The organism is Corynebacterium sp. MSK004, assembly GCF_030232515.1.
GTDB classification, from domain to species: domain Bacteria; phylum Actinomycetota; class Actinomycetes; order Mycobacteriales; family Mycobacteriaceae; genus Corynebacterium; species Corynebacterium hesseae.
Map to the genome: position 1 here is coordinate 153,102 of NZ_JASPKB010000003.1, position 14,679 is coordinate 167,780.

Here is a 14,679-nt window from a genome sequence, read left to right on the forward strand (position 1 = left end):
TTACTGGCCTCCCTGTAGTGCGGATTCTTCGGTGGGGTTGTTCTGTGAGTCTAGTTCGGGCTCGAGCGTTGGGCTGTCATTGACCTGTGGCTGCGTCTCCTCCACGGGGAGGGTGGGCAGTTCCTCATGGGTCGTGTGGTGTGTGGTCACGGAAGGGGAAGGGATGACAGAGTGCGTCGTTGTGACGGTGACTTGAGTAGGTTCCTCTTCCACGGTGGTGATCTCGACGGTCTCGGGGCTTTCCGGTTCCTCTTCCACCGTCGTCTCTGGCTCTACCGTTTCGGTCACGATGACCTCGGTGGGCGGAGGCGGCGGAGTTGGAGAGGTGTTACCCCACAGCCTATAGGCCATGAAGCCAATAGCCACGAGGGCGGCGATGGCCACGGCGATGAGCAGCCCAGTGCCGAAGCCCCCCTGCTTGGCAGGGCGCTCTTCAGACTGCGGTGTGGAAACGGCCGGACGCACCGTGGTGGGGTGCGCCATGTTGGCCAGCATCTCCGTGGAGGCGGAAGGCGAGGGTTCGGCTGCGATAGGCGCGAGCGCCGCGGACTTCGGCTGCGGCGGGCGCTGGCCTTGGCGCACGGCAGCAATCGCGTTGGTGAACTCGTTGCCGTCGGCGAAGCGGGTGCCCGGGTCCTTGCGCAGGGCCATGCCGATCAGTTCACGGGTGGGCGCGCTAATCGACGTCGACAAGGGCTCCGGCGCCTGACTGATGTGCGCCAGCGCCACCGATACTGAGGAATCGCCGCTGAAGGGGCGCTTACCAGCCAGCATTTCATAGCCCACCACACCAAGCGAGTACACGTCCGAGGCCGGACCGACCTCATAACCTTGGGCTTGCTCCGGCGAGACGTACTGGGCGGTGCCGACCACCATGCCGGTGCGCGTGAGAGGCACGGCTGCGGCGGCTTTGGCGATGCCAAAGTCAGTGATCTTGACCTGGCCGTTCTGGGTAATCATGAGGTTGCCCGGCTTAATATCGCGGTGCACGAGCCCCATGTGGTGGATGACGGACAGGCCGTGGGAAGCCTGCTCCATGACGTCGAGCGCCAGCGTTTCTGGCAGTGCGCCTTCGCGGGCCAGCAGGTCCGCCAAGGATTCACCGCGGATGTACTCCAGAGCCATGAAACAGAAGGTGCGGCCGTTGTCCTCAAGCTCGCGGTAGTCGTAGGTGGCCACGACGTTCTCAGAATCAATGGACTCTGCCGCCTTGGCCTCGTTGCGGAAGCGCGAGAGGAATTCGTTGTTATCGGAGAATTCCGGCCGCAGGACCTTGATGGCCACCTCGCGGTCATTATGGACGTCATCCGCAAGCCACACGGTGGACATACCGCCGTGGCCGACGATCCACTGCAGCTGGTAGTCCTCGCCGATGAGTGCTTGTAGGTGTTCCTTATTATCAGCGCTGTTCACTACTGCTCACCTCCGTATGCGCGCAGGATGGCGCGGCCGATGGGCGCGGAGACTTGGCCGCCGTAGGCATTCTGGCCTAGGTGCCCGCCGTCCTTGACCACGACGCCTACCGCGATGTCCTTGTCCGGATCGAAAGCCACGTACCACGCGTGCGGGGCAAGGCCCTCGCCGTGCTCGGCGGTACCGGTTTTCGAGGCGAAACCGTTCCCGTCATAGCCATAGGTGCTGTGCTCGGAGGCAAACATGAGGTCCTTGATGGTGTTGGCCGTCTCTTCGCTGACGGCTTCGGCAGCCTGGCGTGGCTGGGTGGAGCGCAGCTCATTCATCTGGGCATCGGTGATGCGGTTGATCAGGTAAGGCTCCATGCGCTTGCCCTGGTTAGCGATGGTCCCGGCCATGATAGCCGCCTGCAGGGCGGACATGGTCACGTCGCGCTGGCCGATGGCGGATTGGGCGACTTGGGCGCCGTCGCCAAGCTCGCCCAGCGCACCAGCGGAAGTCTCCACACCGAGCGAGTACTTCTCACCCACGCCGAAGCCCTCGGCGTACCTGCGCAGCTCATCGGCTCCGATGCTCTCTGACATCTGCGCAAAAGCCGTGTTGCAGGACAGCGCGAAGGCCGTATGTAGGGTGACGCTCTCCGAGCCGCCGCAGGCTCGGTTGCCGTCGTTGGTCAGCTCCGTGACCGTATCCGGCAGCGTGATGGACGCCGCGCCGGTGAGCGTAGAGTCCGGGTTAAAGCCGTTGTTGAGGCCGGCGGCGGTGGTGATGATCTTAAAAATCGAGCCCGGGGGCAGGGTGTCCTGCGCAGCGTGGTTAACCAGCGGCGTGCCTTCTTGATTCTGCAACTGCTCCCACCGTTCGCTGGCGTTGTCACCGAGCAGGTCGGAGACGTTGAAACTAGGGGTGGAGGCCATGGCCAGAATCTTGCCCGTCGAGGGCTGGATGGCCACGGCTGCGCCGTTATAGCCGGGCCCGGCTAGCTGGTCGTAGGCGGCTTGCTGCAGTGCGGGATCGATGGTGACCTCGACGTTCGCTCCCATCTGGGGTTTTCCGGAGAGCGTGTCGAGCCAATTGCGCGCCAGCAGCGAATCATCCTTGCCGTTGAGGATGTCATTCTGCGATGCCTCCAGCTGGGAGGCGCCGAAGCGCTCCGAGAGGTAGCCGGTGATGTTGGCGAAGGCGGGGGAATCGGCAGGGTAGGAGCGGGAGTAGTTTCCCTCGGCGTCGGCAGTGGACTGCGCTAAAACCGTGTCGCCAGCGAAAATCTGGCCGCGCGGGGTCGTGCGCATCTCCAAGAAACCGCGAACGTTCTTGGGGTTATGGGCGTATTTGTCGTCGGAGAACGCCTGAATCACGGTGAGGTTCACCAGGAGCACGGCGGTAAGGATGAGGGCAAAGAGGGAAACGAGGCGGATCGATCTGTTCATCGGCTTGCCTCCTGGACGGCTGGGAATAGGGACGTGTCAGTGGGCGCGTTCGAGGTCTGCTCGCGCGCCGGGCGGCGCGCCGCATTGGAGATACGCAGAAGGATGGCCAGCAGCATGTAATTGGCCATGAGCGAAGAACCACCCGCGGACATGAAAGGCGTGGTCAGACCAGTCATGGGCAGCAGCGCGGAGATGCCGCCGGTGACGACGAAGACTTGCACGGCCAAGGTGAGCGCGAGGCCAGAGGCGACCAGTTTGCCATAAGTATCGCGGCAGGTCAGTGCGGTACGGAAGCCGCGCGAGACCAGCATGGCAAAGAGAATGAGCACCGCGGCGAGGCCAATGAGGCCGAATTCCTCACCAATCCCGGCCAGGATGAAGTCCGAGTGCGCTACCGGAACCATGTCCGGGTGGCCCTGGCCCAAGCCGGATCCGGTAATGCCGCCGGAGGACATACCGAACAGCGCTTGGGAAAGCTGGTAACCGGTGGTGTCGTAATTGCCCAGCGGATCCAAGAAGTTGGAGAAGCGCTGCTGGATCTTGTCCGACACCTGGTAGATGCTGAAGCCGCCGACACCCACGAGGATGACGCCGATGAGCAACCAGCTCACGCGGTTGGTAGCCATAAAGAGCATGCCGAGCACGGTGCTAAACAGCAGCAGGGCGGGACCGAAGTCATTGGAAATGCCCATGATGATAATCGCGATGCCCCAGATCACCAGGATGGGGGCCAGATCGCGCAGGCGTGGCAGAGAAATGCCGAGGAACTTGTAGCCGGCCACCGTGAACAGCGAGCGCTTCTGGGTAAGCAGCATGGCGAAGAACAGGATCAGCAAGATCTTGGAGAACTCGCCCGGCTGGATAGAAAACGGCCCCAGCCACAGCCAGATGCGAGCGTCCACGCCCGGCGGTTGCGGCCACACGAGGGGCAAGGCGAGAAGGATCAGGCCGAGCGCACCCAAGATATAGGAGTACCTGGTCAGCGAGCGGTGATCGCGTAGGAGAATGAGCACCAGCGCGAAGAGGATGAGGCCGACGATGGTCCACATCACCTGTCGCACCGCCAGCCCGCCGCCATTCGCCAGGTCGAGGCGCTTCAACAGAATGAGCCCGGTGCCGTTGAGCACCGCGACGATGGGAAGCATGAGCTGATCCGCGTAGGGCGCGAGGAAGCAGAGCACCAAGTGAGCGACGGCGAAGACGCCGATGAATCCACCGATGAGGTAGAGGACATCGAGGGTCAGCACGTTGCCCTGCGATAACTCGAGGCTGACCAGGGTGATGGCGAAGACCACGGTGGCGAGCACGAGCAGGCCGAACTCGGTGCCGCGGGAAAAGAACTTACTCATCTACTTCACCTCCCGGCAGTTTCCTTTGGATTCGCTCTTGGCATCTTTGTTTTTCTCGTCCTTCGACGCCTTCGGGCAGGGCTTGAGCGCCTTGTCCGAGAGCTGCGAAAGCTGTGTTTGCACCTCGTCATAGGAGCCGGAGGGCAGGTTGCCCACGGCAGCGCGTTCGGATTCGGGCAAATCCTTCAGCGCGAACGGTGCGAAATCACCGTCGCAGGCGCCGTGCCCCAGCTTGAGCGTATTGTCCTTGTTTAGGCACGCATTCTGATACGTGTGGTGCAACGGGCGGCCGAAGATCTCATAGTCCGCGCCTTCTTGGATAGTGAGGACGCCTTCTTCATCGGCGGTCACGTAGTAGTTGCTGCCCAGGTAACTTTTCATCCAGAGGCCGCCGCTGATGACCAGCACGATGATGATGGCAAGGCACGCAATGACCTTCCACCCAATCCGGCTTCGCTGTGGCCGCCGCTGTGGTTCGTCCTGGGGCTTCTCCTCAGCGGCTTGCGCTTTTGGGGGCGAGATAAGCTTCGCGGCGCGGCTCGCGGAAGAATCGGGGTGCGTTGGTTCCGGGACGACGCCTTGGACGGCACCGACGGTGATGGGGTCGGCGTCGTCGCCTTCACCGTCCACGACTTCCGCCACCACGATGGTGACGTTGTCCGGGCCGCCGGAGCGCAGCGCAAGATCCCGCAGGGTGGTGGCGGCCTCTTCGACCGTGCCCTGCTTCAGCGCCTGCTCGATGGTAGAGGCCGTCACCGGATCCGACAGGCCGTCCGAACACAGCAGGAGGCGGTCGCCCGGTTCAGCATCGAGCGTAAAGAGCGTCGGCTCCACGGGCCGGCCGGTATAGGCCTTGAGGATCAGTGACTTCTGCGGGTGGGAGGAGACATCTGCCGGATCGAGCTTGCCCTCATCGACGAGGGACTGCACATAAGTGTCGTCCTTGGTGATCTGGGTCAGCTTGCCCTCGCGCAGCCGGTAGCCGCGGGAATCACCCACGTGGCACACGCCGAATTCGGATCCGTTAAAGAGCAGGGCGGTCAGCGTGGTGCCCATGCCCTCGGTCTCCGGGTGCTCGTCCACGTGCTCGCGGATCGCCGCATTGGCGTCCTCCGCCGCCGCGCCGAGCAGGGCCAGCATGTCATTATCGCCTGGATCGCGCTCGAGGGAGGCCATGTGCTCCACCATGGTGGTGGACGCAACCTCGCCGGCTGCGTGGCCTCCCATGCCGTCGGCCAACATCAGCAGGTGCGGGCCCGCGTGGGCGGAATCCTCGTTATTTTCGCGGACCAGTCCGCGGTCCGTCACTGCAGTAAAAGTCAGGCTTAAAGTCATGCCATCAACCTCACGGTCGTTCGGCCAAGTTTGATATCGGAGCCGACTCCGACTCGTTCTGGCTGGTCAATGCGAACGCCACCAACGAAGGTGCCGTTGCGGGATTCGAGGTCCTCCACGAACCACTCGCTGCCCCTGCGGAACAAACGGGCGTGGTGACCGGAGGAGAAATCATCACCAGTGACAAAGTCACAGTCCTGTGCGCGGCCCATCGTACAGTCCTCAAGAGTGCCTAGCTCCATGTGGGAACCGCGCAGCGGCCCGTCCACGATGGTGATCTCACGCGGCGCTTCGCGACGCCTCTGGGCCCCCTTCACCGGGGACGATGCCTGGTAGACGCCGGCGGCCTTATTGGCATCGCGACGCATGGCGTTGAGTGCGGCCAAGATGAACAGCCACAGCAACACCAGCAGGCCGATGCGCAGCGAGAGCAGCACGATCGAATCCATGGAAAGTCCTTACGCTAAAAAATCTGGAAAAGTTGCTGAGGCGGCTTAGTAGCCTTGGTTCTCAAGGCCGGTGATGCGCACCTCGATGTGGGAGTGGCCGAGGGTGATCACGTCGCCGTCGGCAAGCAGCCAGTTCTCAATCGGGGTGTCGTTCACGGTGGTGCCGTTCGTGGATTGCAAGTCCACCAGCACGGCGTCCTGGCCGTTCCAGGTGATCTCCGCGTGCTGGCGGGAGACACCCGTGTCCGGCAGGCGCAGGTCCGCGTCATTGCTGCGGCCCAGGATGTTGGAGCCCTCCTGCACGTGGTAGACGCGGGAGGAGCCGTCCTGCAGCATAAGCGTCACCGCGGGCCCCTGCGGTGCGGGCTCGTTCGGGGTGGGCGCCATAAAGGTGGTGGTTGCGGCCTCATCGGCGTTGTGCGGCTGGGTCATAGAGTCCTCCTGACCATGGTCGTGGTGGAAAATCGCATCAAATCCGGTTTCTTCGGTGGGCTCGTGATCCAAAAAGGAGGACACGCGCAACTGCCCAGTCCGCAGCCCCGACTCCTCCGCGATGCGTACGATGACCGGCCCAGCGAGGGACCAGCCACTGTTACGGATGAAGCGGGTGAGCTGATCAGCTAGATCCTTGGGAACACCCCGGTCTTGGGAGAGGTTCTCGATATCTTTGGAGGATACGCCGACGGTCATGACGTTGGGGCTATACAGCTTGCCATCATCACCGCGGGACAAATTGTCCTGCGCCTCCTGCTTGAGAAGCTCCTCAATCTCAGCGGGGACGACCTTGCCGCCGAAGACAAAGGCCATGCCGTTGTCCAGTCCGCGTTGCAGGGAAGAATCCAGCTTGGCGAGCTTATCTAGCAATGCCATTGGAAGGGCCGTCCTCCTTTCGGGATGTTTTCAGGGAGAGATATAGCAGCGATCAGTATAGGGTGCTTTCCTTGACTTAACGTAGACGCGCGCGGCAAAGTTCCCTGGAAAGTTCAGGTTTGCCAGCGGATTTGTAGATTCGCTGGGGCTGCGTGCTAAAGTTAGCTAGTCGCCAAGACATCAATACCCTGCCCGGGTGGCGGAATTGGCAGACGCGCTGGCTTCAGGTGCCAGTGTCCTTATAGGACGTGCGGGTTCAAGTCCCGCCCCGGGCACGCTGAGCAGTTGAACAAACTGCGACACCGGAGGTAACAAACTCGAAGGAGTTCGTGACCTCCGGTTTCTGGCTTAAGGGACATTTCGTGTGGATTTGCGGCGTGTCGCGCTAAGGGACATTTCGTGTGGATTTAGGAGCGTCCGGCCCAGCCTTTTCTTATGCCTAAGCTGGGGTTCCATTCGTTGTCGATGTGGGTGTCGAATGTGGCAGGTCGCCCGTCTGGGTGGCCTCGTCGTTTAAGTTCTTCTCTTGCCCAGGCCGCGCGTGCTGCTTTTTCTCCTTGGCGTCCGAAGTCTTGTTGCTTGGCTAACTCCAGTGGCGCTACCGGGTCTTCGGTGTGGGTGTAGAGCCACCAGTCCATGGTGATGCGCTGATGCTCATCGAACATGCCACGATGATTGCCTGCTAAGTCTTTGAGCTGTTTGTTGATGCCACCTTCCAGCAGGTTCGTGGTGGCTTTTAAAGCCTGTGTGACACCTTCAGGCGGGTCAAGGAAGGTAAATAATTGTCCTGCGTGGATGAGCTTTTCCAAACGCTTTAGAGCCCTGCGGGCGTTGCGGTGGGTGTACCACCATTTCTGGTTGGGGCTGACCCATTTCGGTACTTGGCCTGCAGGTGTAGCACTGCGGTAGGTTCGCTCTTTAAGCCAATCAGCAAAGGTAATACGGGTGTGGTGGACTGCAGCTGTAAACCGCGCAGCATCGTCGGGATTGCGTACTTGGACAAGCATGTAGCCCAGTTTCCGGATTGCTTTATGCGCTGGGTGAATCGGGTTGCGGCTGATATCAGCAAAAGTGTTGCGCTGGACGTGAACTAGGCAGCGCTGGATGGCAACGTCGGGCCATTTAATGCGCAGTGCCTTGAGCGCTCCACCTGCCCCGTCGGTGGTGACGATGAGTGGTTGCGCGATTTTGTCGAGCAGTTTCAGGTACTCGTATGAGCTTTCACGCAAGCACCAGTGCCAGGCGATGACGTGTGTTTCGGTGCAGGCTACCAGCAGGCATTTCTTGTGGAAATAGGTGCCGTCGATAAAGACCTGGTCATAAACACGATAGGGGTCAGTAGACGTGGGCACGGTGATAAACCACAGCAGCTTGAACCACCGGGTCAAAGTCCGCCTTGTTACCCCAAGGCGTTTGGCTAAATGGTCTGCGGATTCGCCGGAAAGAATCCAGTCAATAAAGATTTTGAAGTGCCGAATCTCGCTGGTGTGTGCGCGGGCATTAATCGATGAAACGTTGCATTTAGGACACAACCAGCGCTGGGTTCCTGCCGCGGTTTTGCCGTTCTTAACCAGTCCGTGGCCGCACATGTCACACGACGGCCGAATCCTATTAGCCATAGGAATTGGCCTTACCGCACCAGCAGCAGTCCTCCTATCACAGACCTAGGACTATCCAGTGTTGATTTCACAGATCGGGCCGTTGGAACCGATTCAAAATCAAGATCACCGTATTATCCCAGGCTGCCCCGGGAATCCGTATCGGTTCATCCACACGAAATGTCCCTTAAGCCCGGTTTCTTTCTTTTTCTGAACTTTGGCGGTCGAGGATTGCAAGTGTGGGGATTTACATCCTAAATCCCGCCCGCGCCGGTCGACACGTCTTTCGAATTTTGTTTTCGATGGTGTCAACAGAGCATTTTGCTCGTAGTTCTGATCTGGCACCCTTGTTCTGAGTCTTCGGCTTGATGTGAAGGCAGTCAGTCCGAGGTTTGATGTTTGCTTTGGTTGGCAAGGTCGAGAGGCCAATAGTTTTATTGCATGATCTCGATCTTGTAGTTCGTTTTGGGCTCTGGGGCGTTATGTTCGATGTATCTCTGCTGGGGCCCGTAGGCCAGCCAGTTCTAGCGGTTTGTTGTACGGGAAAGCCGGTGTGCCTAAGTCATCCTTGGTTTTAGCGCCGACTTAGGGGCAATTGGAATCCTCCAACTGAGGTGTTTCCCGGGGGTTGGAGGATTTCCTAGTCGTTGAGCCCTGATTTAGGAGTTAATCGACTGGGCTGACGCGGATAAGGTTTCCATCAGGGTCGGCAACAACGAAGGTGCGGCCGAAGACATCATCGTAGGGTGGCTGCACAATTTGGACTCCTTTTGATTTCCATAGACGGTATGTCTCATCGATGCGGCTTGCCGGTCCATCCAGCATCAAACCTATTTCGCTCGTTCGCGGTGTCTGTTTCTCCATGTGGGTGTTATGGCCGGTCCACACAGCAAACAGGACGTCCTTTGAAATTTCGAATGCTACATATCGAGGACTGATGAACGATGGCTGCATATCGAATAAGTCGCTGTAGAAGGCAGTCGAGATCTCTGTATCGGAGACATAGGTTAAGAAAAGATTGGGGGTTGGCATTGCCATTCTCCTCTCGGTGAGTGGTGTTGTTTACGTGGACGCAGTGCATTCGAGCAAACAAACCTGACAAGGAGTGTCATATTCCGAAAAATATTGTGGTTCCAGTGATAATTGCGGCATGAGATCGGCGCGCCTGTTGTCTATGCTCTTGCTATTGCAAACCCGAGGCCGTGCTACGTCTGCCGAGCTGGCTTCGCATTTTGAGGTTTCCCAGCGCACAATACTGCGTGACGTTGATGCACTCTCGGCCGCAGGAATACCTGTTTATACGGAGCAAGGTATGCATGGTGGGATTGTGCTCGATAGGCGTTCTCGGTTGAACGCTTCTCGATTGGATCCGACTGAGATTCAGCTGATGAGGATTCTTGGTGTTGGGGCAGATTCACTCGCACACTTGGGGTTTGGCCAGGACATCGCCCTGCTGCAGAAGAAAATGAACGCAGTCTCATTCTCGAAAGCGTCCGATACTCATAATTTGGAAGAGAAGGTTCTACTTGATTCCAGTGGCTGGTTTAGCAATGAAACCCAAAGCGACTTAGAAGAGTTACTAGAAGCTGTACGGAAAGAAGCTCGAATTGAGGTCTTGTATCGCCGAAGTGGGGACAAGAAACAGCAACGTGCTGTGGCTGATCCTTATGGGCTTGTACACAAGGGTAGAAATTGGTACTTAGTCGTCGATATCGATGGGGAACCGAGGATGTTGGCAGTCTCGCGTTTAAAAACCTTTCGAGTTTTAGGTCAAGCTGCTCAGCTTCGTTCAGGGCAAAGTTTGGCAAGGGTGTGGGCGCAGCTCGTTGAGCAATTGGAAGAAGACATGCCTGTTCGAATCACCGCACTTCTTCGAGCGAATCGGCTTGATATGGCATCTCGCATTTTGGGATCACGACTTATCCATCATGAACCCGTGGACGAAAACTTTGTCCGTATCGTGGTGGGATATGCAGATATTCAGGGGGTAAGGCAATTGCTTCAGTTTGGGGACCACATCTGGGTCACCGATCCCCCAGAAGCGGTGCGAATTACCGCTGACCTAGCTAACAAACTTGCGAAACGACATAGTGGGACCACAAATCCTGAAGCGTAGAGACCAATGATGGGCATCGGGATGCCGTCGTAACAGCTCTGCTGAAATGGCAAGAGGTGCGCTAATAATCTAGGAGCTCTCGTGAATCTAATGATTGGAGAAAAGTAAGTAACGATGGCTTTCGCTTCACTCGCGGGGTGGTGGAGTAAAGGTTTCGGAGGTTCAGATTGTCTTCATGTGCGAGGGCCTCTTAGGACTGGTGAAGCTCCGGCTGAGCTTAACAGAGGCTAATTTCGATGATTCGGTGAAGTGCCAACTATGCCCGTATAAATTCTTCCCATTTGGTAGAGGACCATCCCAATAAAGGGATCGGCCATACGGGCTGCACTGGTTCAATAGGGGGTACAGGAGGGATGGATGGGATTGGGGGAATAGGAGGAACCGAAAGGACGGGTTTCTGAGGGCCGCTACGTGCATGCTTAAGCGCGGCGGCAGCACCACCATTCAAGTCCCAGAAGTACCCGTTGAAAAAGCGTCCTAAGGTGGTGCTGTTGCAAAGTTGGGTGGAGAACCGCGAACACTCCTTTCTTCGTCGCCTGGCCAGCATTATGGTCCAGCCTGCTTAGATATTCTGGAAGACTCGGTTGACGATCACCGCGTCCGGGTTCGGTTGCCCGTAGGCAAACATCGTGCCTTGCCCTTTCCGCAATGAGTGCATCGCCTCCATCCCTTTCAACGTCCGATATGCAGATGTCCGGTTCTTAAACGCGCCTTTCGGCCCGAGGATCCGCTTCAGCCGACCATGGTCGCCTTCCAGGATGTTGTTGAGGTATTTCACCTGCCGGTGTTCCACTGTTGGCGGGCAGATTCCCTCTGACTTCAACTCGGCGATTGCCCTGGCTAGTGAGGGTGCTTTATCGGTGTTGATCACTCTGGGATACCCGGCTGACGCATTGGATCTGAGGGCCTTGGCCAGGAAACGCTTCGCTGCGGCCACGTTCCGCTTCGGAGAGAGGTAAAAGTCCAGGGTCTGACTACCGGCGGTGATCGCCCGATAGAGATAGCACCACCTGCCGCCGACCCGGATATAGGTCTCATCCACCCGCCAGGAACTGGCCTGCCAGTCAGGTACCTGCCGGTACCACCGTGTTTGCTTGTCCAGCTCAGGGGCGTATTTCTGGACCCAGCGGTAGATCGTGGTGTGATCGACCGGCACGCCCCGCTGAAGTCATCATTTCCTCCAGATCGCGGTAGCTCACCCCGTAGCGGCAGTACCACCGCACTGCCCACAAAATGATGTCACGAGGGGAAATGACGACCGGAGAAGATACCCATGGCTGTGATTATTTCACGTCGCTCTTCCTACTGCCCCAACTTTGCAACAGCACCTTTCAGGGTCGTATGGGGGCAGTGGAGAGAAGTGGTGGATCAGTGGACGGCGGTGGATGCCGGAGTAGGCGTGGTGTGTTCCTCCTTCGGCTCGGTCGGAGCCAGGTGAGCCGGATCCAGATCAGTGCGGCGCAACAGCTGGGCGTTCAGGGCCACCACGATGGTCGAGGCAGACATCAAGATCGCGCCCACGGCCGGGGACAGCACGAACCCGATCGAGGCGAGCGCTCCGGCGGCCAACGGCACGGCGAGGATGTTGTAGCCAGAGGCCCAGATCAGGTTCTGGATCATCTTGCGATAGCTGGCCTGGGACAGCTCAATCATCGACAGCACTGCCCGCGGGTCATCACTGGCTAGGACCACCCCGGCAGATTCCATGGCCACATCCGTGCCGGCACCGATGGCGATACCGACTTCCGCGCGGGTCAGAGCGGGGGCGTCATTGACACCGTCACCGACCATGGCCACGCTCAAACCCCGGTCCTGCAGCTGCGTGACCTTGGTGTCTTTGTCCTGGGGCAGGACCTCGGCGAAGACCTCATCAATGCCTAGGTCCTGACCGACGGCGTGGGCCACCTGCTGGGCGTCGCCGGTGATCATCGCGACCTTCACCCCGCGGTCCTGCAGGGCTTTCACGGCGGCGCGGGATTCGGGGCGGATCTTGTCCTCGACGGCTACCGCACCGATGATCTGACCATCGCGGACAATATGGAGCACACCGGCCCCACGCCCGGTCCAGGCGCTGGTGGTGTCGGTGAGCTCGGCCGGGGTGGTGAGGTTGAACTCGCGCAGCATGTTCGGCCCGCCCACGAGGATCTCAGCGCCATCGACAGTGGCCCGGACCCCCCGGCCGGAGGCGGCGTTGAAACCAGTTGCACGGATTTGCCGACCGGAGGCCTCGGGATGGGCGGCCGCGGCCGCCACGATGGCGCGGGCCACGGGGTGCTCGCTGTCGGCCTCCGCGGCGGCGGCTAGGGCCAGCAGCTCGCCCTCGGTGACGCCGACAGCTGCCGCGATACCGGTGACCGCGTGCGCACCCTCGGTCAGGGTGCCGGTTTTGTCGAAGAGCACCACGTCGATGGTGCGCATCCGCTCGAGCGCCATCCGGTCCTTGATGAGCACCCCGGATTTCGCGGCCCGCTCGCTGGAGATCGCAATGACCAGCGGAATCGCCAGGCCCAGGGCATGCGGGCAGGCGATGACCAGCACCGTGACCGTGCGCACCACGACATCGTCCGGGCTGCCGATGATGGTCCACACCACCGCGGTGATCAGAGCGGAGATCAGCGCGAACCAGAACAATAACGCCGCCGCCCGATCCGCCAGGGCCTGGGCCCGGGAGGAGGACTCCTGGGCGTCGGCAACCATGCGTTGGATCCCGGCCAGGGCGGTGTCCCCGCCGGTAGCCTCCACCCGGATGCGGACGGTGTTGTCGGTGGCCACGGTACCGGCGACCACCTTGTCACCGGTGTCGCGGAAGACGGGACGGGATTCGCCGGTGATCATCGCCTCATCGAATTCGGCGGCTCCGTCGAGGATGGTTCCGTCGGCCGGCACCCGGGCACCGGCCCTCACCAGCACGACGTCGTCGACGACCAGCTCGGAGATGGCCACGGTGCGGGTGGTCCCGTCGATGATTTTCTCGGCCTCATCCGGCAGCAGGGCAGCCAGCGCGTCAAGCGCGGAGGACGCGGACCCGAGAGCGCGCATCTCCAGCCAGTGGCCCAGCAGCATGATGGTCACCAGCAGGGCCAGCTCCCACCAGAAGTCCAGGTCAAAACCGCCCAGCCCCAGAGTGGTGACCCAGGAGGCGACAAACGCCACGGTGATGGCCATGGCGATCAGGAGCATCATCCCGGGTTGGCGGGATTTCAGTTCTTTCCATCCGCCCTTGAGGAAAGGCGTTCCGCCGTAGCCGAAGATGATCGTGCCTAGCACCGGGGGGATCCAGGTGGATCCGGGGAATGCCGGGAGGTGGTAGCCGAGCAGGTGGGCGACCATGGGACTGAAAATAGCGACGGGAATGGACAGAATCAGCGACCACCAGAAGCGGTCCCGAAACATTGCGGTGCTGTGTCCGGCGTGTTCGCCGTGACTATGAACGTGGTGGTCTTCGTCCAGGGCGGAGTGCGGGTGATCGTGGGGCATCGCCTGGCCGTGGGTGTCGGCATCTGCGTGGTGTTCGTGGCTGGCATGATCCGGGTGGTGGGTGTGGTCTGTTTCCGGAGCGGGGTGATCACCATGGTGATCACCCGAATGGTGGGGAGTGCTCATGACGTTCCTTTCGCTCAACCCGGTCGGGGTCGAGATGATGAGTAAAACTGATCAGGATAAGACGGTGTAGCCGGCCTCCTCGATGGCCCGGCGAACCATCTCCGGAGGTACGACACCGGTGACCGTGACGGTGGAAACACCACCAGCAGCGAGATCAATCTGGACGTCGTCGACCTGGGGGAGGGCCTGAAGGGCCTGGGTCACGCTTTTCGCGCAGTGCCCGCAGGTCAGGCCGGTGACCTGGTAGCTAGGGGAGGACCCTCCTGCTGACGAGTCGCTGGCGGCAGGGATGGAGGTTGTGTCGGCACGTGAGGCAGGTCCGCAACAGCTGCAGCCGTGGGAGGCCATCGGCAAGAGGCGGGGCGGGGAGGTGATCATGGGAAAGCTCCTTCGGTTCGGTGGGGTGCGGCGATGCCGCTCTCTAGCATATACCCCCGGGGGGTATATTTTCAGCATACCCCAGGGGGGTATATTTTCAATGGGTCGAGGTCGCGGCCCTCACGCGGGGCAGGGTGT

General features: G+C 60.1%; 12 protein-coding genes, 1 tRNA gene and 1 pseudogene. 2 read left to right on the plus strand and 12 right to left on the minus strand.

The annotated features are described in order from the left end of the window. The 6 genes from QP999_RS04845 to QP999_RS04870 are packed head-to-tail and all read right to left on the minus strand — an operon-like array spanning position 1 to position 6,846. On the minus strand, positions 1 to 1,413 hold the full coding sequence (locus QP999_RS04845; protein ID WP_284847799.1) for a serine/threonine-protein kinase: 1,413 nt from the start codon (positions 1,411 to 1,413) through the stop codon (positions 1 to 3). Then, entirely contained in the window at positions 1,413 to 2,843 is a 1,431-nt protein-coding gene (locus tag QP999_RS04850; RefSeq protein ID WP_284847800.1) for a penicillin-binding transpeptidase domain-containing protein, read from the minus strand. The genes QP999_RS04845 and QP999_RS04850 overlap by 1 nt, the downstream gene beginning before the upstream one ends. Continuing rightward, complete coding sequence (locus QP999_RS04855) at positions 2,840 to 4,192, minus strand: FtsW/RodA/SpoVE family cell cycle protein (RefSeq protein ID WP_144676047.1); 1,353 nt, start codon at positions 4,190 to 4,192, stop codon at positions 2,840 to 2,842. The genes QP999_RS04850 and QP999_RS04855 overlap by 4 nt, the downstream gene beginning before the upstream one ends. After that, positions 4,193 to 5,527: a PP2C family protein-serine/threonine phosphatase gene (locus tag QP999_RS04860; protein WP_070683182.1), complete on the minus strand. Its 1,335-nt coding sequence runs from the start codon at positions 5,525 to 5,527 to the stop codon at positions 4,193 to 4,195. It abuts the gene before it with no gap. After that, entirely contained in the window at positions 5,524 to 5,976 is a 453-nt protein-coding gene (locus tag QP999_RS04865; protein WP_070444458.1) for an FHA domain-containing protein FhaB/FipA, read from the minus strand. The genes QP999_RS04860 and QP999_RS04865 overlap by 4 nt, the downstream gene beginning before the upstream one ends. A 45-nt stretch (positions 5,977 to 6,021) precedes the next feature. Then, complete coding sequence (locus QP999_RS04870; RefSeq protein ID WP_144268824.1) at positions 6,022 to 6,846, minus strand: FHA domain-containing protein; 825 nt, start codon at positions 6,844 to 6,846, stop codon at positions 6,022 to 6,024. Between the two features lie 190 nt (positions 6,847 to 7,036). On the opposite strand from QP999_RS04870, the gene QP999_RS04875 reads away from it, so the two are divergent. After that, positions 7,037 to 7,121: transfer RNA gene (locus tag QP999_RS04875), tRNA-Leu, on the plus strand. 132 nt (positions 7,122 to 7,253) lie between these two features. Here QP999_RS04875 and QP999_RS04880 read toward each other — a convergent pair. Together QP999_RS04880 and QP999_RS04885 are read right to left on the minus strand one after the other, a co-directional pair. After that, a complete protein-coding gene (locus QP999_RS04880) occupies positions 7,254 to 8,465 on the minus strand; it encodes an IS1249 family transposase (RefSeq protein WP_284847801.1) in 1,212 nt (403 codons plus the stop codon). A 645-nt stretch (positions 8,466 to 9,110) separates the two neighbouring features. Continuing rightward, positions 9,111 to 9,482 carry a VOC family protein gene (locus QP999_RS04885; protein ID WP_350309529.1) on the minus strand — a complete coding sequence of 124 codons (372 nt, stop codon included), beginning with the start codon at positions 9,480 to 9,482 and terminating at the stop codon, positions 9,111 to 9,113. Between the two features lie 112 nt (positions 9,483 to 9,594). Here QP999_RS04885 and QP999_RS04890 point away from each other — a divergent pair, with 112 nt between their 5' ends. Beyond that, positions 9,595 to 10,560, plus strand: coding sequence for a helix-turn-helix transcriptional regulator (locus QP999_RS04890; RefSeq protein WP_284847802.1), 966 nt, complete (start codon positions 9,595 to 9,597; stop codon positions 10,558 to 10,560). Positions 10,561 to 10,816: 256 nt separating this feature from the next. Here QP999_RS04890 and QP999_RS13440 read toward each other — a convergent pair whose 3' ends face one another. The 4 genes and pseudogenes from QP999_RS13440 to QP999_RS04905 all read right to left on the minus strand — a co-directional run bounded on the left by QP999_RS13440 (position 10,817) and on the right by QP999_RS04905 (position 14,541). Beyond that, positions 10,817 to 11,107, minus strand: coding sequence for a 4-fold beta flower protein (locus QP999_RS13440; protein ID WP_425248908.1), 291 nt, complete (start codon positions 11,105 to 11,107; stop codon positions 10,817 to 10,819). A 15-nt stretch (positions 11,108 to 11,122) separates the two neighbouring features. Continuing rightward, positions 11,123 to 11,835 (minus strand): annotated as a pseudogene (locus QP999_RS04895) (IS6 family transposase). Between the two features lie 93 nt (positions 11,836 to 11,928). Then, positions 11,929 to 14,163, minus strand: coding sequence for a copper-translocating P-type ATPase (locus QP999_RS04900; protein ID WP_239248790.1), 2,235 nt, complete (start codon positions 14,161 to 14,163; stop codon positions 11,929 to 11,931). Between the two features lie 51 nt (positions 14,164 to 14,214). After that, positions 14,215 to 14,541, minus strand: a complete 327-nt coding sequence (locus QP999_RS04905; protein WP_154762292.1) for a heavy-metal-associated domain-containing protein — start codon at positions 14,539 to 14,541, stop codon at positions 14,215 to 14,217. Positions 14,542 to 14,679 lie beyond the last annotated feature (138 nt).